The organism is Rhizobacter sp. P1_G5, from assembly GCF_056405435.1.
Map to the genome: position 1 here is coordinate 1 of NZ_JBFUCB010000159.1, position 10,589 is coordinate 10,589.

The 10,589-nt window shown below is 70.6% G+C and carries 13 protein-coding genes and 1 pseudogene; 7 read left to right on the plus strand and 7 right to left on the minus strand.

Features of this window, described 5'->3' with window-relative positions; translation table 11 throughout:
* The first annotated feature begins 142 nt into the window (after positions 1-142).
* The 3 genes from AC1D12_RS13375 to AC1D12_RS13385 are packed head-to-tail and all read left to right on the plus strand — an operon-like array spanning position 143 to position 1,844.
* Positions 143-532, plus strand: a complete 390-nt coding sequence (locus AC1D12_RS13375) for a VOC family protein (RefSeq protein WP_047507361.1) — start codon at positions 143-145, stop codon at positions 530-532.
* Positions 533-558: 26 nt separating this feature from the next.
* A complete protein-coding gene (locus tag AC1D12_RS13380) occupies positions 559-1,083 on the plus strand; it encodes a class IV adenylate cyclase (protein WP_477840914.1) in 525 nt (174 codons plus the stop codon).
* Entirely contained in the window at positions 1,083-1,844 is a 762-nt protein-coding gene (locus AC1D12_RS13385; protein WP_477827728.1) for an alpha/beta hydrolase, read from the plus strand. The genes AC1D12_RS13380 and AC1D12_RS13385 overlap by 1 nt, the downstream gene beginning before the upstream one ends.
* A 24-nt stretch (positions 1,845-1,868) precedes the next feature.
* Here the strand turns inward: AC1D12_RS13385 and AC1D12_RS13390 are convergent, their stop codons facing one another.
* The 3 genes from AC1D12_RS13390 to AC1D12_RS13400 all read right to left on the minus strand — a co-directional run bounded on the left by AC1D12_RS13390 (position 1,869) and on the right by AC1D12_RS13400 (position 3,836).
* Positions 1,869-2,504 carry a hypothetical protein gene (locus AC1D12_RS13390; protein ID WP_477827729.1) on the minus strand — a complete coding sequence of 212 codons (636 nt, stop codon included), beginning with the start codon at positions 2,502-2,504 and terminating at the stop codon, positions 1,869-1,871.
* Between the two features lie 88 nt (positions 2,505-2,592).
* The gene (locus AC1D12_RS13395) at positions 2,593-3,177 is read right to left on the minus strand and encodes a CGNR zinc finger domain-containing protein (protein WP_477840905.1); all 585 of its coding nucleotides are present in this window, start codon (positions 3,175-3,177) and stop codon (positions 2,593-2,595) included.
* Positions 3,178-3,188: 11 nt separating this feature from the next.
* The gene (locus AC1D12_RS13400) at positions 3,189-3,836 is read right to left on the minus strand and encodes a glutathione S-transferase family protein (protein ID WP_477827781.1); all 648 of its coding nucleotides are present in this window, start codon (positions 3,834-3,836) and stop codon (positions 3,189-3,191) included.
* A gap of 104 nt (positions 3,837-3,940) precedes the next feature.
* On the opposite strand from AC1D12_RS13400, the gene greB reads away from it, so the two are divergent.
* Positions 3,941-4,498: a transcription elongation factor GreB gene (gene greB / locus AC1D12_RS13405; protein ID WP_047507416.1), complete on the plus strand. Its 558-nt coding sequence runs from the start codon at positions 3,941-3,943 to the stop codon at positions 4,496-4,498.
* Positions 4,499-4,522: 24 nt separating this feature from the next.
* On the opposite strand, the gene AC1D12_RS13410 is transcribed toward greB, so the two are convergent.
* The 3 genes from AC1D12_RS13410 to gmk all read right to left on the minus strand — a co-directional run bounded on the left by AC1D12_RS13410 (position 4,523) and on the right by gmk (position 7,783).
* Positions 4,523-6,820: a RelA/SpoT family protein gene (locus AC1D12_RS13410; RefSeq protein WP_047507418.1), complete on the minus strand. Its 2,298-nt coding sequence runs from the start codon at positions 6,818-6,820 to the stop codon at positions 4,523-4,525.
* Positions 6,821-6,942: 122 nt separating this feature from the next.
* Positions 6,943-7,146: a DNA-directed RNA polymerase subunit omega gene (gene rpoZ / locus AC1D12_RS13415; protein ID WP_047507421.1), complete on the minus strand. Its 204-nt coding sequence runs from the start codon at positions 7,144-7,146 to the stop codon at positions 6,943-6,945.
* 16 nt (positions 7,147-7,162) lie between these two features.
* Positions 7,163-7,783, minus strand: coding sequence for a guanylate kinase (gene gmk / locus AC1D12_RS13420; protein ID WP_477840908.1), 621 nt, complete (start codon positions 7,781-7,783; stop codon positions 7,163-7,165).
* A gap of 121 nt (positions 7,784-7,904) precedes the next feature.
* Between gmk and AC1D12_RS13425 the strand changes: the two genes are divergently transcribed.
* Genes AC1D12_RS13425 through AC1D12_RS13435 form a run of 3 tightly spaced genes read left to right on the plus strand, consistent with a single transcriptional unit; the run spans position 7,905 to position 10,370 of the window.
* Positions 7,905-8,498 (plus strand): TetR/AcrR family transcriptional regulator, encoded by a 594-nt coding sequence (locus tag AC1D12_RS13425; protein WP_477829423.1) that lies wholly within the window; start codon positions 7,905-7,907, stop codon positions 8,496-8,498.
* Positions 8,495-9,178 carry an NAD-dependent epimerase/dehydratase family protein gene (locus AC1D12_RS13430; protein WP_477840910.1) on the plus strand — a complete coding sequence of 228 codons (684 nt, stop codon included), beginning with the start codon at positions 8,495-8,497 and terminating at the stop codon, positions 9,176-9,178. The genes AC1D12_RS13425 and AC1D12_RS13430 overlap by 4 nt, the downstream gene beginning before the upstream one ends.
* Complete coding sequence (locus AC1D12_RS13435; protein WP_477840912.1) at positions 9,168-10,370, plus strand: MBL fold metallo-hydrolase; 1,203 nt, start codon at positions 9,168-9,170, stop codon at positions 10,368-10,370. The genes AC1D12_RS13430 and AC1D12_RS13435 overlap by 11 nt, the downstream gene beginning before the upstream one ends.
* 6 nt (positions 10,371-10,376) lie before the next feature.
* Here AC1D12_RS13435 and AC1D12_RS13440 read toward each other — a convergent pair.
* Positions 10,377-10,589: pseudogene (locus tag AC1D12_RS13440) on the minus strand (PLP-dependent aminotransferase family protein); the annotation flags it as partial.

The following is a 10,589-nucleotide window of genomic DNA, read 5'->3' on the forward strand; positions in this document are numbered from 1 at the left end:
GCTGGTGGCGGCACCGGCGATCCTCGGCTGGGCGGCGGCGCACTACTACTTTTGAGGGGCGGCTTGCGAAATCCGCATGACCCGGGCTGAACCGCTGTGACATAGTGTCTCGGTCGCGCTCCGTCCTTCGCACCCGCCTCCCATGTCTCCAGAGCCCCTGATCGCCGTGCGCGATCTCGAATCCAGCTGCCACTGGTACCAATCCGTGCTCGGCCTGCGCAGCAGTGCCGCGGGTGTCGACGACGAGACGCTGCTGTGCGGCGAACGCGTCGTGATGCGGCTGCGGCCGTGGGACACCCGCCACCACCCGCACCTCGGCCGGCCCGACAGCAGCGCCCGCGGCAACGGCATGCTGCTGTGGTTCCGCACCGACGATTTCGACGCCGCCGTGCTGCGCGTGCGCCAGCAGGCCGCCCAGGTGCTCGAAGGGCCGGGGGTCGACCCGAACCACGGCCGGCGCGAGATCTGGCTGCGCGACCCCGACGGCTACGTCGTCGTGCTGGCCGGCCCCGAAGGCGAGGTGGCCGCATGACCACCTCTGCGAGATCAGGTCTGCAGATGGCGCGCAACATCGAGATCAAGGCCCGGATCGAGGGCATCGAACAGCTCGAACCGCGTGTCGCCGCGCTCGCGCAGCAGGGGCCGACGCCGATCGCGCAGGACGACACCTTCTTCCGCTGCGAGAACGGCCGGCTGAAGCTGCGCGCGTTCTCCGCCACCGAAGGCGAGCTGATCTTCTACCGCCGCGCCGACCAGGCCGGCCCGAAGGAATCGTTCTACCTGCGCTCGACGACCGCCGAACCGGCGTTGCTGCGCGAGGTGCTCACGCTGGCCCACGGCCAGGCGGGCCGGGTGCGCAAGCAGCGCACGCTGTACCTGGTGGGCCGCACGCGCGTGCACCTCGACCGCGTCGAGCGGCTGGGCGATTTCCTGGAGCTCGAGGTCGTGCTGCGCGACGGCGAGCCGGCCGAGGCCGGCGTGGCCGAGGCGCATGCGCTGATGGCGCAGCTGCAGGTGCCGGCCGGGCAGCTCGTCGAGCGGGCCTATGTCGACCTGCTGTCCTCCAGCGAGCGACATCCCTGATGCTCAAACTCCTGGGCGTCGTGGTGGCCCTGGTCGTGGTCGGCTACCTCGGCCTGTGCGGCGCGCTCTACGCCTTCCAGCGCTCGCTGCTCTACTTCCCGCAACCGCGCAGCGGGCCGCCGGCCGGCGAGATCACGCTGCCGGGCCTCGGGGTGGACGTGCGCGCGTCGGTGCGGCCGCATGACGGCCCGCAGGCGCTGGTCTACTTTGGCGGCAATGGCGAGGATGTCTCGCAGACCCTGCCCGAACTGGCGCGCACCTTCCCCGACCACGCGATCTACGCGATGCAGTACCGCGGCTACGGCCGCAGCGGCGGCTCGCCGTCCGAGGCCGCGCTGCAAGGCGATGCGCTCGCGCTGTACGACCTCGTCGCCCGCTCGCATGCACGCGTGTCGGTGATCGGCCGCAGCCTCGGTTCGGGCATCGCGATCCGTGTCGCGCGGGAGCGCCCGGTGTCGCGCCTCGTGCTGGTGACGCCGTACGACAGCATCCTGGGCCTGGCATCGGCGCAGTTCCGGTGGTTCCCGGTGCGCTGGCTGCTGCAGGACACCTACGAGTCGGTGCGGCATGCACCGGCCCTCACGGTGCCGACGACGCTGATCGCCGCCGAGCACGACGAAGTGATCCCGCGCGCCAGCACCGAACGCCTGCTGGCGGCCTTCGCGCCGGGTATCGCGACGATGACCGTCATTCCCGATGCGGGCCACAACGACCTCTCCCGCCGCAGCGCCTACGGGCGTGCGCTCCAAGCCGGCTTCTAGGCCCTGGCTTCGCGCCGCCCTGCGTCAGGGCGTGGCTTGCGCGCTGACCAGCCGCCCGGTGCGCGCCTGGAACGCGCAGCGGTAGGTGAACGGGATCGAATTCATGCCGGGCGCGCGTTCGACGGCGCCCTGGCCGTCGAGCCAGGTGCCGTCGTCGGGGGCGGGCTGCAGGCGGCGCGTCTCGGCATCGAAGGCGATGCGGCCGACGCGCGGGTACTTGTCCTTCAGCGTCGCGGCGATTGCGGTCTCGCAGGCGTCGGGCGAGACCTTGCTGAGGTCGGGCTCCCAGGCCTTCTCGACGAGGGGCCGGGTGCTGCCGGTCTCGCGGAACACGACGCCCGAGGTCTCGTTCGACTCGGCGTTGTACGCGCAGCGGTAGGTGAAGCTGTGCACGCCGGTCGCGGTGGTCTTGTAGCGGCCGGCGCCCTTGACGGTGGTCTCGTCGCCGGTGGCCGGCAGCAGCGAGCGCTGTGCGGCGATGAACTCGATGTCGCGTGCTTCCTTGCCGCGCATCTCGCGGATGGTGTCGGCGACGGCGGTCTCGCAGCGTTCGGCGGGCTTCGGATCGGTCGCCGCGGGGGTGGAAGCGGCCGGGGCGGCGAGCGCGACGCGGGCCGTGGACAGCAGGATCAGCAAGGGCAGGGACCGGATCAGGCGCATGGGAAGACAACGTGGGAGATGAGAGCAGCGGCAAGGGTACACGCTGCGACGCGCGAGGGGAACCGCTGTTGCACCTCGGGCGCCGCGGTCAGCCGTCCTGTGCGGCGGCCGATCGGCGCGCCTGGTGGCGCTGCACCTTGGCGCGGTTGCCGCAATCGCCCATCGAGCACCAGCGGCGCGGCGCGCCGCGGCTGTCGTCGAGGAACAGCCAGCCGCACAGCGGCCCGGCGCACAGCCGCATGCGGGCGGCGCGCGGCGAGCAGAACAGCGTCAGGCCCTCGCGCGCGAGCAGCGTGCGCAACGAGGCCGCGCTGTCGTCGGCGGTGCCGCGCCAGCGCAGGCCGGCCTGCGTGTGGCTGACGCGCGGGCCATCGCCGGAAGCCAGGTCGTTCAGCAGCGTGAGCGCCGCGGCGGGCGGCTTCGTGCCCTGCGCGATCGCGAGGCCGACGCGAAACACCGCATCGCGCGCGGCGATCACCGGCGCGAGCTCGTCGGTCGACGCCTTCAGCGCCGCGGCGCCGCGTGCGTCGACCAGGTCCTGCTCGAGGCACCACTGCGCGAAGCGCGCCCAGCTGCTCAATCGCTCGGACGGCGTGTCGGACAGGTGATCGCCGGCGGTGTTCGCGAACTCCAGCGCGAGCGCGCCGCCGACGCCGGCCGAGAGGGTGGCCATCAGCGCCGCCCTTATGTCGATGGTGGCCAGTAGCGCTGCTCGGTGTCGGCAAAGCGCGGGTGGGCGTCGATGCGCGACAGCAACTCGGCGAAGCCGGGCCGTGCCGAGGCCAGGTGCGGGCGCGTGCCGAAGCACCTGGACAGCGCAGCGGCCATCAGGTCGAGTGCGCCGGGGGTGTCGCCACCGAGGAAGGCGGCCGATGGCGGCGCGGCGAAGCTGTCGGCGAACACCTCCCACAGCCCGTGCAGGTGGCGGCGGGTCTGCGCGCGGATGCGCCTGGCCTCGTCGTCGCTGCAGGCCTCGCAGAAGCGCTCGGGGAAGTCGATCACCGTGATGGCGGGGTAGACGTTGGCCGCCAGGTAGACGAGCCCGCGCAGGTGGCTGGCGCGCGCGGCCGCGTCGGCGGGCAGCAGCCGGGCCTCGGGGTGCGTGAGGCCGAGGTGGATCAGGATCGCCGCCGTCTCGGTCAGCAGTTCGCCGCCGGCGCCTTGCAGCGTCGGGATCTGCACCAGCGGGTTGGCGAGCTTCAGCCGGTCGCGGCCGGGCGACTCGGTCCACGGCGCGGCCTCGACGGTCTCGAACGGCACGCCGCACAAGCGCAATGCGGCATCGACGGCAGCGCAGCCGACCGACCCGGGCGTGGCAAAGAGGGTGTACATGGCGGGTTCCTGAAGATGTCGAGGCGGCTTGATTCTGCCTAACCGGTTAGGCAAGTCAATCACCCTGATCGCATGTGCCGGGCAGTTGGGTTCAAATCGCGGGCATGAGCAAGGCGTTCACCAAAGAGACCGATTCCAGCGACGACGAGGACGACGAGGTCGGCCTGCCGGCGTTGCCGCAGGGCACGCGCAACTACATGACGCCCGGCGGCTACCAGGCGCTGCGCCACGAGCTGCTGACGCTGCTCGACGACGAGCGGCCGAAGGTCGTCGAGGTGGTGTCGTGGGCCGCGAAGAACGGCGACCGTTCCGAGAACGGCGACTACCTGTACGGCAAGAAGCGGCTGCGCGAGATCGATCGCCGCATCCGCTTCCTGACCAAGCGGCTCGACATCGCCGAGGTCGCCGACCCGTCGCTGCACCACGGCAACGACCAGGTGTTCTTCGGCGCGACGGTGACCTATGCGAACGAGCGCGGCGAGGAGCGCACCGTCACGATCAAGGGTGTCGACGAATCGGACAGCAGCCGCGGCGAGATCAGCTGGATCGCGCCGATCGCGCGGGCGCTGCTGAAGGCGCGCATCGGCGACGAGGTGCAGTTGATGACGCCGGGCGGGCTCGAGCGGATCGAGGTGATCGACGTGAAATATCCGAAGCCGTAGGGATGGCCCGGAATGGCTTCCGGGCTACGGCTTGACGCGGGTCACGCGCAGCACGGGCGCCGCGCGGCGCAGCGTGCGCATCACGTCGGCCAGGTGCAGCCGGTCGCGCACGCTCAGCAGCAGGCGCAGCTCGATCGTCTGCGCCGCCGGTTCGTCGTCCATGTCGATGTGGGTGATGTCGGCCTCGGCCTCGCTGACGGCCGCCGCCACCTGGGCCAGCACGCCCTTGCCGTTCTTCAGCAGCAGCGTGACGCCGGTCTCGAACGCGCGCACCGGCTCCTCGGCCCACTCGACCGTCATCCAGCGCTCGCTGTCGCGCTCGAACAGGCGCTTCGCGGTGGAGCAGTCGACGGTGTGCACCAGCAGCCCCTCGCCGCGGCCGAGGTAGCCGACGATCGCGTCGCCGGGGATCGGGCGGCAGCACGGTGCCATCTGCACCGAGGCGCCCTCGCTGCCGTCGATCACCACCAGACCCTGCGACGGCGCGTTGTCGTCGGCGGCGTAGCGGCCCATCGTCAGCGTCAGCGCATCGGGGCGCTCGCCGCGCTCGCCCATCATCTGGGCCAGCCGCTTCGCGACGATGGTCGCGATCTTGCGGCCAAGGCCGATGTCGATCAGCAGCTCGGCGCGCGAGCGCGTGCCGCTCCAGCGCGCGAGTTGCTGCCACAGCGCGCCGGCAGCGGCATCCGCCGGGTCGCTGGCCGGCATGTTCAGGCCTTCGGCGCGCAGCGCCTGCGCGAGCAGCTTCTCGCCCAGCTGCTGCGACTCTTCCTGCTCCATGTTCTTCAGGTAGTGGCGGATCTTCGAGCGCGCCCGGCCGGTGCGCACGAAGTTCAGCCAGGCCGGGTTCGGCCGCGCGCCCGGTGCGGTGACGACCTCGACCACGTCGCCGCTGCGCAGCTCGGTGCGCAGCGCGACCGGGTCGCCGTTGACCTTGGCCGCGACGCAGTGGTCGCCGACGTCGGAGTGGATCGCGTACGCGAAGTCGACCGGCGTCGCGCCGCGCGGCAGCGCCATGATGCGGGACTTCGGCGTGAACACGTAGACCGCATCGGGGAACAGGTCGATCTTGACGTGCTCGAGGAACTCGTTGGCGTCGCGCGTCTCGTCTTGAATATCGATCAGCGACTGCAGCCACAGCGTGCCCAGGCGCTGCGCATCGTGCAGCTGCGTGGTGCCGCCGGCCTTGTACATCCAGTGCGCGGCGATGCCCTTCTCGGCCACCGCATGCATCGGCTCGGTGCGGATCTGGAACTCCACCGCCGTGCCCAGCGGGCTCACGAGCGTGGTGTGCAGCGACTGGTAGCCGTTCGCCTTCGGGATCGCGATGTAGTCCTTGAAGCGCCCGGGCAGCGGCTTGTACAGCTGGTGCAGCACGCCGAGCGCGAGGTAGCACTCGGGCAGCGTGCCGACCACGATGCGGAAGCCGAAGATGTCGTTCACCTGCGCGAAGCTGAAGTGCTTCTCGCGCATCTTGCTGTAGATCGAATAGAGCGTCTTCTCGCGGCCGAACACCTGCACCTTCTGCTGGGCCTGCGGCTGCGCGTCGGCGAAGGCCTTCTCGACCTCGCGCTGGATGCGCTCGACGATGTCGCGCCGGTAGCCGCGCGCGCGCAGCACCGCCTTCGACAGCGCCGCATGGCGCCACGGCCGGGTGTGCTGGAACGACAGCTCCTGCAGCTCGCGGTAGGTCTGGTTCAGGCCGAGCCGGTGCGCGATCGGCGCGTAGATGTCGAGCGTCTCGCGGGCGATGCGCATGCGCTTGGCCGATGCCATCGCGTCCATCGTGCGCATGTTGTGCAGGCGGTCGGCGAGCTTGATCAGGATCACGCGCACGTCGCGCGCCATCGCGAGCAGCATCTTGCGGAAGGATTCGGCCTGCGATTCCTCGCGCGTGGAGAACTGCAGCTTGTCGAGCTTGGTCAGGCCGTCGACGAGGTCGGCGGTGGACGAGCCGAAGCGCTCGATCAGCTCGACCTTGGTGACGCCGCAGTCCTCCATCGCGTCGTGCATCAGCGCGGCCATGATGGCCTGCGCGTCGAGCTTCCAGTCGGCGCACAGGCCGGCGACCGCGATCGGGTGCGTGATGTAGGGCTCGCCGCTCGCGCGGAACTGGCCCAGGTGGGCCTCGTCGGCGAAGCGGTAGGCCTCGCGCACGCGCTTGATGTCGGCGGCGTCGAGGTAGTCGAGCTTGTGGGTGAGCGCCGCGAACGAGGCGGCAGCCGCGTCCTTGGTGGCTGCCGGCACCGGCGTGCTGCCGCCGCGGCCCGACGGGGCGGGCGGCGCTTCACGCAAGGCAGTGGCCGGGGAACGGGCGTTCATGGCCCGAATTTATCGCGGATTCGCCGCAGACGCCGCCGTGGGGGCGCAGCAAGGGAAAACGAGAACGGCCCGCGAGGGGCCGTCCTGGGGTGAAGCAAGGCGTGCTTCAGGAGATCAGCAGATCAGATCGGCACCTTGCGCAGCATCTCGATGCCGATTTCGCCTTCGGCGATTTCGCGCAGCGCGGTCACGGCCGGCTTGTTCTTGGTCTCGATCTTCGGGGCGTGGCCCTGGCTCAGCATGCGGGCGCGGTAGGTCGCGGCCAGCACGAGCTGGAAGCGGTTGGGGATCTTGACGAGGCAGTCTTCGACAGTGATGCGGGCCATGGCAAGAACTCCGTTCTCAGTTGAGATTCAGGTTGGCAAAGACGGCAGGTTTGCTTCTTTGCAGCGCAGCGTACTTGAGACGCTGCGAGTGAACGATCGCCTTCAGGTCGAAGAGCGCCGACTCGAAGAGAGCGTTGATGATAACAAAGTCGAAATGTCGGGCTTGCGCGACCTCGACGCGGGCATTCGTCAGGCGCTGCTCGATGACATCCGGGTGGTCCTCGCCGCGGCGGTTCAGGCGCTGCGCGAGCTCCTCCCAGCTGGGCGGCAGGATGAAGATCAGGATCGCGTTCGGGAACAGCCGCTTGATCTGCAGCGCGCCCTGCCAGTMGATCTCGAGCACCACGTCGTGGCCGCCGGCGATGCGCTCCTCGATCGCCTGGCGCGAGGTGCCGTAGAGGTTGCCGTGCACCTCGGCCCATTCGAAGAAGTCGCCGGCCGCGATCTTGGCGCGGAACGCCGGCTCGCTGATGAAGAAGTACTCGCGCCCGTCCTGCTCCTGCCCGCGCGGCGCGCGCGTGGTGTGCGAGACCGACACCACCAGGTGCGAATCGAGTTCCAGCAAGGCCTTCACGAGGCTCGACTTGCCGGCGCCGCTCGGGGCGGCCACCACGAAGAGATTGCCGGGGTAATCCATCGCGCGGGATTTTGCACCAGCGCTCCACGTGTCCTGCAGCGCCTTGCCGGTGAGAAGTCGCTTGACCGGCGTGAATGTGCAGTTCTATGATTGAGTACTTGCTCAATTAAGTGATGTCACCGTGGCCCGACCCCGCAGCGAAGACAAGCAGAAGGCCATCCTCGACGCCGCCGTCGAGGAGTTCGCGGTGCGCGGCGTGTGGTCGACGCCGACCTCGGCGATCTCCAAGGCGGCCGGCGTCGCCGAAGGCACGCTGTTCACCTATTTCGCCAGCAAGGACGTGCTGGTCAACGCGCTGTACCGGGCGCTGAAGCTGGAGCTGGCCGACGCGATGATGGGCGATTACCCGCAGGCGGCCCCGGCGCGCGAGAAGTTCCGCCATGTGTGGACCCGCTACCTGGGCTGGGCAGCCGCGAACCCGCTGAAGTGCAAGGTGATGGGGCAATTGCGCGTCTCCGACCGCATCACGCCCGAGACCCGCGACGCCGGCAGTGCGCCGTTCGTCGAGCTGCTGCGCGAGGCCGAAGCCTGCGTGCGGCAGAAGCTGGTGCGCGACTACCCGGTGCAGTTCATCGGCGCGATGTTCAGCGGCCTGGCCGATGCCACGTTGGCCGCGCTGGCAGAGATGGCCGACCCCGACGGCAGCGGGCTCGATCCCGTCGCCGCCGGCTTCGACGTGTTCTGGAATGGCATTGCATTGAAGGGAAACGAATGAAAGTCCTGATCCTCGGCGCGACCGGCATGGTCGGCCAGGGCGTGCTGCGTGAATGCCTGCTCGACGCCGGCGTGTCGCAGGTGATCACGCTCGGGCGCATGCCGCCCGCCGTCGCGCACGCGAAGCTGACGAACCTCGCGCACGCCGACCTGCACGACCTGGCGCCGATCGAAGACAGCCTGCGCGGCATCGACGCCTGCTTCTTCTGCCTCGGCGTCTCGTCGCTCGGCATGAGCGAGGCCGACTACCGCCGCGTGACGCTGGACCTCACGCTCGCCATCGCCGGCACGCTGGCGCGCACCAGCCCGCAACTGTGCTTCGTCTACGTCTCCGGTGCCGGCACCGACAGCAGCGAGCGGGGGGCATCGATGTGGGCCCGCGTGAAGGGCCGCACCGAGAACGAACTGATGCGCCTGCCGTTCCGCGCGGTATGGGGGTTCCGGCCCGGGGCGATCCAGCCGCTGCATGGCGCGCGCTCGAAGACCGGCTGGATCCACGCGTTCTACGTGGTGCTCGGCCCGCTGCTGAGCGGCCTGCGCCGGTTGTTCCCGGACCGGCTGCTGACCACCGAGAGCATCGGCCGCGCGATGCTGGCTGCGGCCCAGGGCGGGGATGTCCGCCAGGTGGCCGAGGCGCCGGCGATCCATGCACTGAGCCAGGGGCGTGTCGATGGGCGCTGAACGCCGCAAGCCGATCTGGCGCCGGGTTGCCTGGGGTGGCGCGTGTGCCGCCGCGCTGGCGGCGCTGGTGTTGTCCAGCGCCTGTTCCAGCTTCGGCCAGTGGAGCCGCAGCCCGCAGGAGCAGGCGCAGGTCCAGGCCTCGCCGCAATGGCACGACGGCCAGTTCAACAACCCGCAGCCGATGTGGAGCGACATGAAGCGCGCGCTGTGGCGGGCGTTCGATTCGGAACCCGGCCAGTYGCCCGCCGGCCCGGTGCCGGTGCTGCGCAGCCAGGGCGAGGCGTTCGCCGTCGCGCCGGCCAGCGGCCTGCGCGTGACCTGGTTCGGTCACTCGTCGACGCTGCTCGAAGTCGATGGGCAGCGCGTGCTGCTCGACCCGATCTGGAGCGAGCGGCCCTCGCCGGTGACCTGGGCCGGCCCGAAGCGCTGGTTCGCGCCGCCGATCCTGCTCGACAAGCTGCCGGCGATCGATGCGGTGCTCGTCTCGCACGATCACTACGACCACCTCGACCGCGCGACCGTGATGGCGCTGCAGGCGCGTGGCGCACGCTTCATCGTGCCGCTCGGGATCGGCGGGCACCTGCGCGGCTGGGGCGTGCCGAACGATCGCATCGTCGAGCTGGACTGGTGGCAGTCGACCGCGGTCGGCACGCTGCAGGTCACGGCGACACCGGCGCGCCATGCCTCGGGCCGCATCAACCCGCAGGCCGACCACACGCTGTGGAGCGGCTTCGCGCTGGTTGGGCCGCAGCACCGCGTCTGGTACTCCGGCGACACCGGCCTGTTCGACGAGATGAACGACATCGGCGCGCGCCTCGGCCCGTTCGACCTGACGCTGATCGAGTCGGGCCAGTACGACGCCGACTGGCCCGACTGGCATCTCGGGCCGGAGCAGGCGGTGCTGGCGCATCAGCGCGTGCGGGGGCAGCTGATGATGCCGGTGCACTGGGGTCTGTTCGCGCTGGCCCACCACGGCTGGACCGAGCCGGTCGAGCGCGTGCTGGCCGCGGCGGCGTGCCAGCACGTCAGCGTGCTGACGCCGCAGCCGGGGCAGAGTGTCGAGCCGCAGCAGCAGGCCTCGGCCTCGCGGTGGTGGCCGGCGCAGCCGTGGCACACGGCGGCCGAGCGGCCGGTGATCGCGACGAAGCGGGGCGATGCGGCGCAGCGCGTCGAATTGCCGCGCTGCTCGTAGCGCGCCTCACAGGCCGCGCACGGCCGCGGCCAGCGCGCGCATCGCCGGATCGATCTGCGCCGCCTCGATCAGCCCGTAGCCGAACAGCAGGCCGTTGAGCGACAGCGGCGGCCGCGTGCTCGCCGAGAGCGTGGCCAGCCGCACGCCGGCCTGCGCCGCGGGCGGCAGCCAGCGCTCGGCCGGCGTCGCGCCGTGCAGGGCGGCACACAGGTGCAGGCC